Origin of the sequence: Bradyrhizobium centrolobii (genome assembly GCF_001641635.1) — a bacterium.
In the GTDB taxonomy this organism is placed as follows: Bacteria; Pseudomonadota; Alphaproteobacteria; order Rhizobiales; family Xanthobacteraceae; genus Bradyrhizobium; species Bradyrhizobium centrolobii.
Map to the genome: position 1 here is coordinate 80994 of NZ_LUUB01000066.1, position 14769 is coordinate 95762.

Consider the following 14769-nt stretch of genomic DNA (forward strand, 5'->3'; position numbering starts at 1 on the left):
AGTCAATGCGATCGCCCGTCCGTTAGCCGACGTGAACCTTCGGCTTCTTGCCGCCGTTCCACTTGCCATCGATGGCGCGCTCGATCTGCGCAGCGAGTTGCAGCAACAGGCCGTCATTGGCCTGTTTTGCGATCGCCTGGATGCCGAGCGGCAGGCCGTGCTCGTGCGTGGCCATCGGCAGTGAGATCGCGGGCATGCCGCAGAGATTGGCGAGCGGTGTAAAGGCGAAGTTGCGCCAGAGATTGCCGAACCAGTCCAGCACGTCCGGATTGTCGGAGATGGTGAGATACTCCTTCGTGCCGACCTTCGGCGTCGGCAGCGCGGTGACCGGCGTCAGGATGACGTCCCACTGCTCGAAGAACGCGCCGAAGCCGCGCGAGGTCGTGTTGAACACGCCTTGCATCTTAGCCCGTTCGGCGAAGCTCGTGTGGCGCCCGGCCTCCCAGATCCGGATGTTCATGGGCTCGATGAGATCTTCCGGCGGTTTTTCCAGCCCGCGCGCGGCGAGCATGTTGGAGATCACCACCGCAAAATTCGAGATGTAGCAGGTCGTCTGCGCGTCAAACGCGGCGCGGAAGTCGAGCTCGGGCAGCGCGTAGTCGACGTGGTGACCGAGGCCTTCGAGGAACCGGCCGGCCTTCTCCAGCTCGGCGGCGATGTGCGGCGTTGCGGTGTAGTCGCCCCATGTGTGCGACAGCGCGATGCGAAGCTTGGCCGGATCGCGCTTGATCATCTCGCCGTAGGGCTGCGCCGTGGTCCAGAACGGCATGAACTCGCCGGGCGCAGGTCCCCGGACATGGTCGACGAAGGCGGCGGTGTCGCGCACGGAACGCGACTGGCAGCCCTGGATCGAGACGAGGCCGGTGATATCCGACATATGCGGCGCGAGCGAGAACACGCCGCGCGAGACCTTGAGCCCGATATTGCCGTTGACGCCGGCCGGAATGCGGATCGAACCTCCACCGTCGGTCGCATGCGCGATCGGGACCACGCCCGCCGCAACCATCGCGGCGCTGCCCGCCGACGAGCCGCAGGTGGTATAATCGGTATTCCACGGATTGCGCGTGACATAGACGGCCGGGTTATCGGCCGAGCTGCACACGCCGAACTCCGGCGTCGTCGTCCGCCCGATCAGGTTCAGCCCCGCCTGGCGGAATTTTCCGGTCAGGAAGGTATCGGCGGCGGCGCGATTGCCGCGCATCAGCAGCGAGCCCATCTCCTGGAGCCGGCCCTTCATGGTCGGGCCGAGATCCTTCATCAGGAAGGGCAGGCCGGCGAACGGTCCGGAGAGATTGGCGCCGTCCTTGGCTGGATCGGCGATCACATCGTCGAACAGCTCGACCACGCCTGAGAGCGCCGGATTGACCTTGGCCACGCCGGCGGCAGCCTGGCGCGCCAATTCCTTCGGCGTCAGCTCGCCATTGCGAACGCGCGCCGCCAGCGCCACGCCATCGTGCTGCGCCCATTCATTCCAGCTCATCGGCAAAGTCATGAAGTTCAAATCCTCTTGATGCGGCGGCACCTTCCTTTCGCAAGGGACCGTGTGAATCAACTGAGCCGGCGCGAAGGGCAGGGTTGCGCCGAACGGAGAGGTCGTGGGGCCCTTAAAATACGGCCCGTATCAATCAGGCAACCGCGCGATCACCGCAACCGGCCCGCCGCCTGGCGGCCCCTGGTGCTCGGCCCCGCCGGAGACATAGACCGCGCCGGTCCCGGCCAGTCCGCCGATCAAGCCGCCCACCGCGGCGCGGGCATGACGGGTGGAACTGATGTCGGTATCTTCCAGCATTGTATGACGAAAGCCACGCACGCTGCCGTTCGGCGCTGCCTCGGCCTTGGCGAAGATGTTGACGAGCTCGCGGCCCGCTGTCGCCTGCGGGGCGATGCCAAGTCCCACGCTGCTCAGCGCCGCGATGACCGCGGCGGAGTCGATTGCGTCGGTCATCACGGCATGCCCGATCTCGAATTCGCTCGCGGATGACGCCGAGTTGCCGAGCACGATGACGACGTTATGCATCAGCTCGATGCCGGACGAGGTCGAGGCCACCGACGAGAACAGGTCGTGGCTCCGCAGCACGTCCTCGTCGCGGATATCGGGCGCGATCTCGCCAAGCGCAACCGCAACCCCGAGCGCGGAGGCGCCGCGCGAATAGGCCATCGAGCCGTAGGCGCTGGTCGTCGCGGTCTTGTTGCCGCGCGCCCCTGCTGCCTCGATGCGATCGCTGGTGAGCAGCGGGCACTTGATCTGCACGAAATGGACGTCGGCCGGATCGGCGATCCCGGCATCGCCCATGGCGGCCTTCACCGCCCTGGCCGTTTCCGCGATCTGCGCGGAGCGTCCGAGCTCCTCGGGCAGAAAATCCCTCGTGTGTGCCATGCCGATGCTGAGGCGCTTGCCGGCTACGCCCGCCGTCCCCTGATCGGCCCTGCTGCGCGTAAACACCGTGATGTGCGGACTGAGCACGCCCTCGGTGCCGCCGGACATCACGAAGGCGATGCGGTGCTCGACTTCTTGTGGGGACAAGCGGAGATGAGGCGCCAGCGCCGTACACAGCGCGGCCACGGCATACTCGCGGGTGAAATCGTTGACGCCGCCATTGCCTTCGGTCTTGCCGAGGACGGCCAGAATGTCGTTTGGGTCGATCGCGCCGGAGTCGATCATGGTCATGAGGCCGGACACGTCGCCGGGTCCCTTGGTGGCGATCCGAACGACGCCGACCGATGTAGTCCGCATTGCAGTCCTCGCATGCTGTTCTGGTGCCCGACAAGTAAGCCAGCCGTGGAACCGGGTCGTATGTCAAGGTGTCGAGATGATCCCCAACGTCGTCCTGGCTTTCGCCAGGACGACAGCGGGACAGAGTGTTCGCATCATCAGCGGCAAATCATAGCGGCTTGCCCACACCCGCACGATTGTGGCGAGATCGCATCGGTTCAACAAAAAATCCCCTGTCGACGGTTCCGCACCGCACCTTGATGAATCAACCTCGGTTGGTCCATAAGCGGCGTCCCGCGGCCGATATTCGGTTCGCGTTGCGTGCTTGGATAGAGGGATTCTCGCGTGGCGAATATCAACCAGAAGATTGCGCAGGAGCTTGGGGTTCGGGCGGAGCAGGTCGAGGCGGCGGTGACGCTGCTCGACGGCGGCGCCACGGTTCCCTTCATCGCCCGCTACCGCAAGGAAGCGACCGGTGCGCTCGACGACGCGCAATTGCGCACGCTGGAAGAGCGCCTCGTCTACCTGCGCGAGCTTGAAGACCGCCGCAAGGCCATCCTCGAGTCGATCCGCGAGCAGGGCAAGCTCGATGCTGCGTTGGAGGCCACCATCCTAGCCGCCGACAGCAAGGCGCGCCTCGAGGACATCTACCTGCCGTTCAAGCCGAAGCGCCGCACCAAGGCCGAGATCGCCAAGGAAGCCGGCCTCGAGCCGCTCGCAAATCAGCTGATGGCGGAGCCCGGCAATGATCCGAAGGTGGTGGCGGAAGCCTTCGTCAACGCCGAGAAGGGCGTCGCTGACGCCGCCGCCGCACTCGACGGCGCCCGCGCCATCCTGGTCGAGCGTTTCGATGAGGACGCCGACCTTATCGGGAGCTTGCGTGAAGAGATGTGGACCAATGCGCGCATGGCCTCCACCGTGCGCCAGGGCAAGAAGACCGAGGGTGAAAAGTTCGCCGACTATTTTGAGTTCTCCGAGCCGCTGACGAAGCTGCCCTCGCACCGCATCCTCGCGATGTTCCGCGGCGAAAAGGAAGAGATCCTCGATCTCCAGATCCTGGCCGAGGCCGAGGCGCCGCCGCCCGGCGTGCCGAGCGCCTATGAACTGAAGATCATGAAGCGGTTCGGCATCGCCGATCTTAAGCGCGCCGGCGATCGCTGGCTGATCGACACCGTGCGCTGGGCCTGGCGCACCAAGATCCAGGTGCATCTCAATATCGATTTGCGCATGCGGCTGTGGAACGCGGCCGAGACCGAGGCTGTGCGCGTGTTCGCCTCGAACCTGCGCGACCTCCTGCTGGCGGCGCCCGCCGGCACCCGCGTCACCATGGGGCTCGATCCCGGCTACCGCACCGGCGTCAAGGTCGCCGTCATCGATGCGACCGGCAAGGTCGTCGACACCACCGCGATCTATCCGCACGAGCCGCAGCGGCAGTGGAACGAGTCGCTCGCAACCCTCGGCAGGCTCGCGCTGAAGCATCGCGTCGAGCTGATCGCGATCGGCAACGGCACTGCTTCGCGCGAGACCGACAAGCTCGCGACCGAGCTCGTCAAGGGCCTGGCCGAACTGAAGATGACCAAGATCGTGGTGTCGGAAGCCGGTGCGTCGGTCTATTCGGCCTCCGCTTTCGCTTCGCAGGAATTGCCCGGGCTCGACGTCACCCTGCGCGGTGCGGTCTCGATCGCCCGCCGTCTCCAGGATCCGCTCGCCGAGCTCGTCAAGATCGAGCCCAAGGCGATCGGCGTCGGCCAGTATCAGCACGACCTCGGCCAGGCCAAGCTCGCCAAGTCGCTCGATGCCGTGGTCGAGGATTGCGTGAACGCGGTCGGCGTCGACGTCAACACCGCCTCCGCGCCGCTGCTTGCCCGCGTGTCGGGCGTAGGCTCCGGCCTTGCACAGAGCATCGTGCAGCATCGCGACGCCAACGGTCCGTTCAAGTCGCGCAAGGCGCTCAAGGACGTGCCGCGGCTTGGACCGAAGGCGTTCGAGCAATGCGCGGGCTTCTTGCGCATCCTCGGTGGCGAGGACCCGCTCGACGCCTCCGGTGTACATCCGGAAGCCTATCCGGTGGTGCGGCGCATTCTCAGCGCGACCAAGAGCGACATCAAGGCACTGATCGGCAATGCCGATGTCGTCCGCACGTTGAAGCCGAAGGACTATGTCGATGAGACCTTCGGCCTGCCGACGGTGACCGACATCCTGCGTGAACTTGAAAAGCCCGGCCGCGATCCGCGCCCGGCTTTCAAGGCGGCGGTGTTCAAGGACGGCGTCGAGGAGATCAAGGATCTCAAGAAGGGCATGATCCTCGAGGGCACCGTGACCAACGTCGCCGCCTTCGGCGCCTTCGTCGACATCGGCGTGCACCAGGACGGCCTCGTGCACATCTCGGCGATGTCGAAAAACTTCATCAAGGATCCGCGCGAGGTGGTGAAGCCCGGCGACATCGTCAAGGTCAAGGTTTTGGATTTCGAGGTCGCACGCAAGCGCATCTCGCTGACCCTGCGGCTCGACGACGAGGTCGGTGCGAAGAAGGATGCTCCCGGCATGCAGCGCGACAATTCACGCAACACCGCCCGCATGACCTCGTCGGCGCCGCGCAAGCAGGAATCCTCCGGCGGTGGCGCGCTCGCCGAAGCGCTGCGCCGTGCAGCGGAGAAGAGCGGACGCGGCAAGCCGGCTTGAGGTGAGTGCTCGCTCTAACCTCTCCCCGCTCTTCAGCGGGGAGAGGTCGGATCGCGTCAGCGATTCGGGTGAGGGGCTGGGCAACCCACGGCCCGTTCAAAAGTCTTTCCGACTCGCATGATGATTGCGCCTCGAGCGGAGCGTCCTGCCTACAGAAATCGCACTTGCGGAAGCAGCCCCTCACCCCACCCTCTCCCCGTAAGAACGGGGAGAGGGTGTGAGAGAGCGGGGCGTTCCTGACTTCCACGTCAGAATCTGGCGCATTTGTAAGTTGATGGGGGCAGCGCATTCGCTTCTCCTGATCGTCCTCGTGCAGCGAGGCTACCGCTGCACCGCAAGGAGGACTTTTCCGATGAACAACAGGCTTTTCACAGGCATCGTCGCGGCGGCAGTTGCTGCAACGCTCGCGGTCGCGTCGCCCGTTCTCGCGCGCGGCGGCGGCGGCGGCGGTGGCGGACATGGCGGTGGCAGCTTTGGTGGCGGCGGCCATGGCTTCGGCGGCGGCGGCTTCGGCGGCGGGGGCCATTTCGGTGGTGGCGGCATGCACGTCGGCGGTATGGGCGGTGGCATGCACTTCGGCGGGATGGGCGGAGCTCATTTCGGTGCCGCCCGCTTCGCCGGCTCCCCGATGGCCGCCCGCGCGGCGATCGGGCCGCGCTTTGCCGGTGCGCCGTTCGCGACCCGCGCAGCCTTCGGCCCGCGGTTTGCCGGCAGGGCCTTCCATGGCAGGCCCTTCATCGGCCGCCACGCCTTCTTCTTCCGGCATCATCGCTTCCACCGGTTCGCCTTCGTCGGCGCGCCCTTCTTCTACGCCAACTATTACGACGACGGCTGCTGGCGCAGGAGCTGGACGCCCTATGGGTGGCAGTGGGTCAATGTGTGCGGGAACGATTGGTACTAGCATCGCGTACCGCACCATTGTCGCGATCGCCACCGGGCAGTTCCGCTCAGCCCCGGAACGGGATAGTCTGGTGGCGACCGTCGCGTGGAGTTCGTCATGACCGGAGGTCACCGCCGCATCCTGGTCGTCGAGGACGATCCGGAAACCGCAGGCCAGCTCGCCGAGGAACTGACGACCTCGGGCTATGAGGTCGATCTCGCCACGACCGGCCGCGAAGCCTTGAGCCATGGCGCTGCGCGCGACTATGCCGTGATCACCATCGATCGCATGCTGCCGGATATCGATGGCATCACGGTGATGCGGCAGTTGCGCGATGACGGCATTGCCGCGCCCTTCCTGATCATCTCGGCGCTTGGCGAGGTCGACGACCGCGTACGCGGCCTGCGCGCCGGCGGCGACGACTATCTGGTCAAGCCGTTCTCCTTCGTCGAATTGCTCGCGCGGCTCGAGGCGCTCGGCCGCCGCAGCGACACCATAGCCAAGGAAACGATCTTGCGGGTCGGCGACCTCGCCATCGACCTGATCGCGCGCAGCGCCAGCCGCCGCGGTCGCAAGATCCCGCTGTTGCCGCGCGAGTTCCAGCTCCTCGAATATCTCGTCCGCAACGAGGGCCGCGTCGTCTCCCGCGCGATGCTGCTCCAGCATGTCTGGGACCTGCACTTCGATCCCTCCACCAACATCATCGATGTCTATGTCGGCCGCGTCCGCCGCAAGGTCGACGACAGCCAGGCCTATCCGCTGATCCACACCATTCGCGGCATCGGATATTGCCTCCGTGCTCCTGGCTAAGACCCTCCGCTCCTCGACCTTCCGCCTAGCGCTGCTCGCGATCGCGGCGTTCGGGCTGATCGTCGCGGCGATCATGGCCTATGTCTATTTCGGAACGCTTGGCTACGTGCGGAGCCGGCTCGGCGACGTCGGCGATCACGATGGCTTCACGGGGATGATCGAGCTCGCGATGGTCGCGGTCGCGATCCTGCTGTTGGTGCTGGCGGGGCTTGCCGCCGTGCTGGTGACGCGGCGCACGGTCGGGCGGATCGAAGAGATCAATGCGACGAGCCGCGCCATCATGCTCGCCGGCCTCGACCGGCGCATTCCGCTGCGCGGCAGCCATGACGAATGGGACCGTGTGGCCGAAAACCTCAACCTGATGCTCGACCGCATCGAGACGCTGATGGGCGAGGTCAAGCAGGTCAGCGACAACGTCGCGCACGATCTGCGCACGCCGCTGACGCGTATGCGTGGCCGGCTGGAAAAGGCCTATCACACTCCGCGCAACAGCGAAGCCGACGCGGCGCTGATCGGCGATACCATCGCCGATCTCGACGCCGTGCTCGGCATGTTCGCCTCCATCACCCGGATCTCGGAGATCGAAACACGCGCCCGCAGGAGCGCCTTCCGCGCGCTCAACCTCGCCGAGATCGCCGGCGAGGTCGTCGAGCTTTACGACGCTGCCGCCGAGGAAGTCGCGACCCGTCTCAGCCTCGGCGGCGAGCGGGACGTGCCCGTGACCGGCGATCGAGACCTGCTATTCGACGCCATCGCCAATCTCGTCGACAATGCGATCAAGCACGGCCGCGCGTGCGGGCAGGTGACCGTGACCTGCCGGCGCGCTGCCGGCGGTGCGGTGATCGCGATTGCCGATAACGGCCCCGGTATTCCCGCGGACCAGCACGACCAGGTCTTCAAGCGCTTCTACCGGCGCGAGCAGAGCCGCTACACGGCGGGCAACGGCTTGGGGTTAAGCCTGGTCGCCGCGGTCGCGCGTCTGCATGGCGCCGACATTGCCTTGCGCGACAATGCGCCCGGGCTGACGGTCGAGCTTCAGTTCCCGATGGTCTCGGCGCACTAGGTCCTGCCGGGCCTACAGATTGATCACGCCGCGGCGTGCCGCATGCGCCACCGCGTCGGTGCGGCCGGTGGCGTCGAGCTTGTCGAGCAGCGAGCCGACATGGAATTTCACGGTGTGAACGGAAATGCCGAGCTGGCGCGCGATCATCTTGTTGGAGGCACCTTCGGCCATCAGCGCCAGCACGTCGAGCTCGCGCTGCGTCAGCGCGAAGCCGTCTGCCAAGTCGCGTGTAGTTCGCGCGACGACAGTCGCGCTGGCCTGCTCGCCGGGTCCGGCGAGCCGCAGCCCCGCGACGCCACCGAGCAGCGCGGCGAGGCGATCGGCGAGGGCGGGATCGTCTATCTCGAGCGCCAGCACGATCTCCGGTGTGGTGTCCTCGCTCACGCCTCGGGCCTCTCGCCGACCGTGACCTTGAAGCTAAGCGGCTCGCCACCGCGGCGTACTGCGACGTCGACCACCGAACCGACGCTCGCCGGCCCCAGTGTCCGCGACAGCGCGCGCACGCCGGATAATTTCTGGTCGTTGACGGCTACGATCACATCACCCTGGCGGATGCCGGCCGCGGCCGAGGGCCCGGCCTTGTCGACATTCATCACCATCGCGCCGATGCCATCGTCAAGCCGCACCGGCTGGAGCCCGAGGCCGAGATATCCGCGGGCAATGCGGCCGCGCGTCTCGAGCTGCGCCGCGACGCGCTCGATCGTCGCCGTCGGGATCACCAGCACGCGCCGCGGGCCGAGCACGGCCATGCCGAACGCTTCACCGGCCGCATTGAGCGCAAGCCCGCCTTCCTGGGCAGGGCGCAGCCGAACGTCGAGCTCGATCCGCGCATCGATGTCGCCGCCGCGCAGGCTGCGCCAGCTCTGGCCTGAGGCGGACACCAGGCCGAGGCTGGCTGACGGTGCGCTGCGGTCGGTCGCAACCACGATCGACAGCGCGCCGAGCGCCGGGACGGTGGCGGCGAGCTTGACCGGGGCGATGTCGGTATTGGCGCGCAGCAGGGCGATGTCGGTCGTATGGTCGCGACCGGCGATGGTTGCGGCCACTGCGCTGCCGTCGGCAAGCCTGATCTCGACCTCGCCTTCATCGGCGAGCGCCTCATCGGCGGTGATGATGAGGCCGGGCTTCCAGGCGAAGCCCGACGCGCGCGAGCGATGCGAATGCACGGAGACGAGGGACGGGGCGGTGCGCGCCACGACATCCGCGAGCGCGGACGATAGCGCGGAGAGGGGGCTGAGGTCGGTCATGGACAACTCCTGTCTGTTGTCCTCAATCTGGGATGTAGCGGGCGATCCGGAAACTGGCCGGATGGCCAGGACTTCCGTAACGTCCCAGCCGACGCAGTTGTGATTGGGAGCCGCTCACGGGACCGTGTAGCAATCCGCCCGACATTGCGCCCGACGGCCTCAAGATTCTCGCGAGCCCTGACCTATGACCATCGATCTCACCCGCCGCACCCTGCTTCACCTCGCAGGCGCGACCTCGCTCGCGGCCGCCGCCGCGGCCGCGGCGCGCGCCGAGGGGGCCCGCAAGGCGCCGGGCCGACCTATGCCAGCCGCACGCCGATGCGGGTGGGCATGGTGACGCTGCGGGTCAAGAATCTCGACATGGTTGCGGACTACTACCGTGACGTGCTCGGCCTAACCGTCATGGAGCGCTCTGCGACCTCGGCTCAACTCGGCACGGCGGGGATCGCGCTGCTCGTGCTGGAGGCCCGCCCCGAGGCCGCGATCGAGCCGCGCAATGCAGCGGGCCTCTACCACACCGCCTTCCTGATGCCGACGCGCAAGGATCTTGCGCGCTGGCTGGTGCATGCGGCGTCGCATCGCGTGCCGCTGTCGGGCTTTGCCGATCATCTCGTCAGCGAGTCCGTCTATCTCGACGATCCCGAAGGCAACGGCATCGAGGTCTATGCCGACCGCGATCCCTCGCAATGGCAGTGGAGCGAAGGCAGCGTGAAGATGGCGACCGACGAGCTCAACATCCCCGATCTGCTGTCGCTGACCAACACGCGCGTCGCCGACTACGCGAAGGCGCCGGACGGCCTGCGCATCGGACACATGCATTTGCGCGTCGGCGATCTCGCGCGGGCCGAGAGCTTCTATCACGGCACGGTCGGCCTCGACCCGACCCGCCGCCGCAACGGCGCGTCGTTCCTGTCGTCGGGCCGCTATCACCATCACCTCGGCATGAATGTCTGGCAGAGCCAGGGTGCCGGCCGCCGTGACGATGGCACGACAGGGCTCGCCTGGTTCTCGCTCGTGATGGAGAAGCAGGAGCTGCTTTCTGCCCAGGAGGAGCGCCTGCGCAAGGCCGGCGCGCAGGTCACGGCGCTGTCGAACGGCGTGGAGGCGATCGATCCCTGGGGCACGCGGGTGCGGCTCATCAAGGTGTGAGCCGCTCGTGCGCGAACGGCTCCGGGCTCGTTCGCTTGCCGGCTCTCGGGTGTCATGTTAGCACCAGTGTCGCGCGAAGCCGACGTCCCGATCGCCGGATCATTTCCCGACATGCCCGATTTCCACGGCGTCTTTCCCTATCTCGTCTCGCCCGTCGATGCCGACGGCGCGGTGCGCACGAACGTCCTCGGCAGGCTCTGCGACGATCTGATCGGTGCCGGCGTGCACGGGCTGACGCCGCTGGGATCGACCGGCGAGTTCGCCTATCTCAATGCCGAGCAGCGCTCTACGGTCGTGCAGACCACGATCGAGGCCGCGAAGGGCCGCGTGCCTGTCGTGGCTGGCGTTGCCTCGACCTCGACCGCGGATGCGGTGGCACAGGCGAAAGCGTACCAGAAGTTCGGCGCCGACGGCATTCTGGCGATCTTGGAGGCGTATTTCCCGCTCGCCGATGCCCAGGTCGAATCCTACTTCCGCAGCATCGCCGATGCCGTCGACATTCCCGTCGTCATCTACACCAATCCGCAATTCCAGCGCTCGGACCTCACGCTCGACGTCATCGCGCGCCTCGCGGAGCATCCGCGCATCGGCTACATCAAGGACGCCTCGACCAACACCGGCCGGCTGCTCTCGATCATGAACCGCTGCGGCGATCGCCTGCGCGTGTTCTCGGCCTCAGCCCACATCCCGGCCGCGGTGATGCTGATTGGCGGCCTCGGCTGGATGGCGGGGCCGGCCTGCATCATCCCGCGCCAGAGCGTCGCGCTCTACGATCTCTGCAAGGCCGGCCGCTGGGACGAGGCCATGGCGCTCCAGCGCAAGCTGTGGCGTATCAACGAGGCCTTCGCCCGCTTCAACCTCGCCGCCTGCATCAAGGCAGGACTCGCGATCCAGGGCTACGACGTCGGCGACCCCATCCCGCCGCAGGCGGCGCTGACGCCAGAGCAGCGCAAGGTCGTGGAAGCGGCGTTGCGGGAGCTTGCGTAAGTCCCTCGTCATGGCCGGGCGTGTCCCGGCCATCCACGCCTCGCTTCTCACGTCGTCATTCCGGGGCGATGCGAAGCATCGAACCCGGAACCTCGAGATTCCTTACACGCCATCCCGCAATGACGGTGCCAGACGAAAGATGTGGATGCCCGGGTCAAGCCCGGGCACGACGAAATCGCGGATGTCTCCGCCCAAACGTCTGCTGGCCTCACCTGCCTCGATCCGCTAAAAGGCGGCCGCACTTTGAGGCTTAGAGGACCTTCGGAATGAACATTCTTCCCGGCAATTTGCGTTTCGGGGCGGGGCAGCCCGTCAAGCGTTTGGAAGACCAGCGGCTGCTCACCGGGAAGGGACACTTCATCGACGACAAGCCGGAGGAGGGCGCGCTGTGGCTGCACGTGCTGCGCTCGCCCCATGCCCATGCCAGGATCGTGTCGATCGACACCAGCGCCGCTGCAGCGATGCCCGGAGTCGCCGCCGTCTATACCGGCGCGGACCTCGTCAAGGATGATATCGGCAGCATCCCGACCCTCAACATCTTCAAGCGCCCCGACGGCAAGCCGATGACGGTGCCGCCGCGCCGCCTGCTCGCCCATGAGGTCGCGCGCTATGCTGGCGAGGCAGTGGCGGCAGTTGTCGCGTCATCGCGCGTGCAGGCACAGAGCGCGGCAGAGGCGATCGTGGTCGAGTACGACGTGCAGCCCGCCGTGGTCGATCCCGTCGAGGCGGTGAAGCCCGGCGCGCCCGTGGTGTGGCCCGAGGCGCCGGACAACATCGTCGGCGCGATGAGCTATGGCGACGCGGCCAAGGTCGACGAAGCCTTCGCCAAAGCCGCGCATACCGTCGAGCTCGACGTCGCCAGCCAGCGCCTCGTGCCGTCCGCGATGGAGCCGCGCTCGACCATTGCCGAGATCGACAAGAAGTCCGGACGTCTCCTGCTGCACGTACAGTCGCAGACGCCGGCCTCGACCCGTGATCTGCTGGCAGAAGCGATCCTCAAGCGTCCCAAGGACAGTGTCCGCGTGCTGGTCGGTGACATCGGCGGCGGCTTTGGCCAGAAGACCAGCCTCTATCCGGAGGACGGCATCGTCGCCTACGCCGCGACCAAGCTGAACAAGAAAATCCGCTGGCGCGGCGACCGCACCGACGAGTTCGTCAGCGGCACCCACGGCCGCGATCTCACCTCGACCGCCTCCTTCGCGCTGGACGAGAAGGGGCGCGTGCTCGCCTATCGCGTCAGGTCGATCGGCTGCACCGGCGCCTATTCCTCGGGCACGGGCAATATCATTCCGCTGGTGCTCGGGCCGTTCGTGCAGACCGGCGTCTACGACTTGCCGCTGGTGCATTTCGAGGTGAAGACGGTGATGACGCACACCGCACCGGTCGGCGCCTATCGCGGCGCTGGCCGGCCCGAGGCCGTCTTCATCGTCGAGCGCCTCTTTGACGCCGCCGCGCGAAAGATCGGCATCGATCCGCGCGCGATCCGCAAAGCGAACTACATCAGGCCGGCGCAGCTGCCCTACACGAACGCGGCCGGACAGGTCTACGATTCCGGCGCCTTCGCGCATATGCTCGACCGCGCCACCAAGCTCGCCGACTGGGACGGCTTTGCCGCGCGCAAGAAGGCGGCGAAGAAGAAGGGCCTGCTCTACGGCCGCGGGCTCACCTCCTACATCGAGTGGACCGGCGGCCGCGCCCACACCGAGAAGGTCAGCCTGCACGCGACCTCACAGGGCCGCGTGATCCTGCATTCCGGCACCCAGGCGATGGGGCAGGGGCTGCAGACCACCTACACCCAGATGATCTCCGACACGCTCGGCATTCCCATGGACAAGATCGACGTCGTCCAGGGCGACACTGATCTGGCGATGGGTTTTGGCAGCGTCGGTTCGCGCTCGCTGTTCGTCGGCGGCACCGCGGTCGCGGTCTCCTCCAACGACCTGATCCAGAAGGCGCGCGAGAAGGCGGCGAATGTGCTGGAGACCTCGGTCGAGGACATCGAATATCAGGGCGGCATGCTGACCGTGGTCGGCACCGACCGCCGCATCAGCCTGTTCGAGCTCGCCGAGAAGGAAGGCGGCGCCAAGCTCAGCGTCGATTCCGAAGGTGAGGTCGACGGGCCGAGCTGGCCGAACGGCACGCATGTCTGCGAGGTCGAGATCGACCCGGAGACCGGCGTCTCCCGCGTCGTGCGCTACACCACGGTCGATGACGTTGGCGTCGCCGTGAACCCGATGCTGGTCACCGGCCAGATCCATGGCGGCGTCGCGCAAGGAATCGGCCAGGCGCTGTATGAAGGCGTGTCCTATGATGCGGACGGTCAGCTCCTGACAGCGAGCTACCAGGACTACTGCATCCCGCGCGCCGACGACCTTCCGTCGATCGAGGTGACGCTCGACGACTCCGCGCCCTGTCGCACCAATCCGCTCGGCGCCAAGGGCTGCGGCGAATCCGGCGCCATCGGCGGCCCGCCCTGCGTCACCAACGGCGTGATGGACGCGCTCGCCGAGCTCGGCATCGCCCAGCTCAACACGCCGCTCACGCCGCAGAAGATCTGGCAGGCGATCCGCGACGCGAAGGCGGGTTAGTTCGTCACTATCAACTCGTCGTCCCGGACAAGCGCAGCGAAGCGGAGCGCAGATCCGGGACCCACAGGATTGGGTTTGGCGAAGACTGGTGGTTACCAGCTCGCGACGCAACTACTCCCTGGGGTTATGGGTCCCGGCCTTCGCCGGGACGACGGTGAGATGTGCGGCGCGGGCGTGGGCTAAACAATCACCGTCGTCCCGGGGCGCGCGAAGCGCGAGCCCGGGACCCATAACCACAGGAAGTGGTTTGGCGAAGACTCGTGGTTACCAGCTCGCGCCACAACCTCTCCCTGTGGTTACGGGTCCCGGCGTTCGCCGGGACGACACGAGTATGTGGCGCCAGCGCGCCTCACACAATCATCGTCGTCCCGGACAAGCGCGCCTTAAGCGCGCGCAGATCTGGGACCCATATGTGGACGGCCCCCGTGGCACAAGAGCTTTGTGAGGTTTGATCGGATCGCTTGCGTCCATATGTCCGGCCTGTTGGTGCGGCNTGTTGGGCCGCTGGCCAAGATGGTTTCCGCGACGCGAGTTCCAATCAACCACGCGACCTCGTTCGGCCGATGGGTCCCACGGATTTGCTCGCATCTTTGAACGATCGATCGCACCATCTCCTTTGCTCTTGCAGCTCCGGTTCGGCCGGTGGGCTA

10 protein-coding genes and 1 pseudogene are annotated in these 14769 nt (G+C 66.6%); 7 read left to right on the top strand and 4 right to left on the bottom strand.

Annotated features, from left to right (window positions below; genetic code table 11):
* Positions 1 to 22 precede the first annotated feature (22 nt).
* Together AYJ54_RS22355 and atzD are read right to left on the bottom strand one after the other, a co-directional pair.
* The gene (locus AYJ54_RS22355; protein ID WP_063702265.1) at positions 23 to 1492 is read right to left on the bottom strand and encodes an amidase; all 1470 of its coding nucleotides are present in this window, start codon (positions 1490 to 1492) and stop codon (positions 23 to 25) included.
* A 129-nt stretch (positions 1493 to 1621) separates the two neighbouring features.
* Positions 1622 to 2734: a cyanuric acid amidohydrolase gene (gene atzD / locus AYJ54_RS22360; RefSeq protein WP_063702239.1), complete on the bottom strand. Its 1113-nt coding sequence runs from the start codon at positions 2732 to 2734 to the stop codon at positions 1622 to 1624.
* Positions 2735 to 3058: 324 nt separating this feature from the next.
* Between atzD and AYJ54_RS22365 the strand changes: the two genes are divergently transcribed.
* From AYJ54_RS22365 to AYJ54_RS22380, 4 genes are all read left to right on the top strand, one after another.
* Complete coding sequence (locus AYJ54_RS22365; RefSeq protein ID WP_063702241.1) at positions 3059 to 5395, top strand: Tex family protein; 2337 nt, start codon at positions 3059 to 3061, stop codon at positions 5393 to 5395.
* A gap of 352 nt (positions 5396 to 5747) precedes the next feature.
* Positions 5748 to 6296: a hypothetical protein gene (locus AYJ54_RS22370; protein WP_063702267.1), complete on the top strand. Its 549-nt coding sequence runs from the start codon at positions 5748 to 5750 to the stop codon at positions 6294 to 6296.
* 96 nt (positions 6297 to 6392) lie between these two features.
* Entirely contained in the window at positions 6393 to 7085 is a 693-nt protein-coding gene (locus AYJ54_RS22375; RefSeq protein WP_063702269.1) for a response regulator transcription factor, read from the top strand.
* Positions 7072 to 8148 (top strand): sensor histidine kinase, encoded by a 1077-nt coding sequence (locus AYJ54_RS22380; RefSeq protein WP_063702243.1) that lies wholly within the window; start codon positions 7072 to 7074, stop codon positions 8146 to 8148. The genes AYJ54_RS22375 and AYJ54_RS22380 overlap by 14 nt, the downstream gene beginning before the upstream one ends.
* A 12-nt stretch (positions 8149 to 8160) precedes the next feature.
* On the opposite strand, the gene AYJ54_RS22385 is transcribed toward AYJ54_RS22380, so the two are convergent.
* Together AYJ54_RS22385 and AYJ54_RS22390 are read right to left on the bottom strand one after the other, a co-directional pair.
* On the bottom strand, positions 8161 to 8532 hold the full coding sequence (locus AYJ54_RS22385; protein ID WP_063702245.1) for a response regulator transcription factor: 372 nt from the start codon (positions 8530 to 8532) through the stop codon (positions 8161 to 8163).
* A complete protein-coding gene (locus AYJ54_RS22390; RefSeq protein ID WP_063702247.1) occupies positions 8529 to 9395 on the bottom strand; it encodes a S1C family serine protease in 867 nt (288 codons plus the stop codon). The genes AYJ54_RS22385 and AYJ54_RS22390 overlap by 4 nt, the downstream gene beginning before the upstream one ends.
* A 184-nt stretch (positions 9396 to 9579) precedes the next feature.
* On the opposite strand from AYJ54_RS22390, the pseudogene AYJ54_RS22395 reads away from it, so the two are divergent.
* From AYJ54_RS22395 to AYJ54_RS22405, 3 genes and pseudogenes are all read left to right on the top strand, one after another.
* Positions 9580 to 10544: pseudogene (locus tag AYJ54_RS22395) on the top strand (VOC family protein).
* Between the two features lie 111 nt (positions 10545 to 10655).
* Positions 10656 to 11531: a dihydrodipicolinate synthase family protein gene (locus tag AYJ54_RS22400; RefSeq protein WP_063702271.1), complete on the top strand. Its 876-nt coding sequence runs from the start codon at positions 10656 to 10658 to the stop codon at positions 11529 to 11531.
* 266 nt (positions 11532 to 11797) lie between these two features.
* Positions 11798 to 14119 (top strand): xanthine dehydrogenase family protein molybdopterin-binding subunit, encoded by a 2322-nt coding sequence (locus AYJ54_RS22405; RefSeq protein WP_063702248.1) that lies wholly within the window; start codon positions 11798 to 11800, stop codon positions 14117 to 14119.
* Positions 14120 to 14769: the final 650 nt, after the last annotated feature.

Excerpts from the sequence above, each read along its gene's own strand:
- AYJ54_RS22405 (WP_063702248.1), top strand. The coding sequence starts at position 11,798 with ATGAACATTCTTCCCGGCAATTTGCGTTTCGGGGCGGGGCAGCCCGTC.
- atzD (WP_063702239.1), bottom strand. The coding sequence starts at position 2,734 with ATGCGGACTACATCGGTCGGCGTCGTTCGGATCGCCACCAAGGGACCC.
- AYJ54_RS22400 (WP_063702271.1), top strand. The coding sequence starts at position 10,656 with ATGCCCGATTTCCACGGCGTCTTTCCCTATCTCGTCTCGCCCGTCGAT.
- AYJ54_RS22375 (WP_063702269.1), top strand. The coding sequence starts at position 6,393 with ATGACCGGAGGTCACCGCCGCATCCTGGTCGTCGAGGACGATCCGGAA.
- AYJ54_RS22390 (WP_063702247.1), bottom strand. The coding sequence starts at position 9,395 with ATGACCGACCTCAGCCCCCTCTCCGCGCTATCGTCCGCGCTCGCGGAT.
- AYJ54_RS22355 (WP_063702265.1), bottom strand. The coding sequence starts at position 1,492 with ATGACTTTGCCGATGAGCTGGAATGAATGGGCGCAGCACGATGGCGTG.
- AYJ54_RS22370 (WP_063702267.1), top strand. The coding sequence starts at position 5,748 with ATGAACAACAGGCTTTTCACAGGCATCGTCGCGGCGGCAGTTGCTGCA.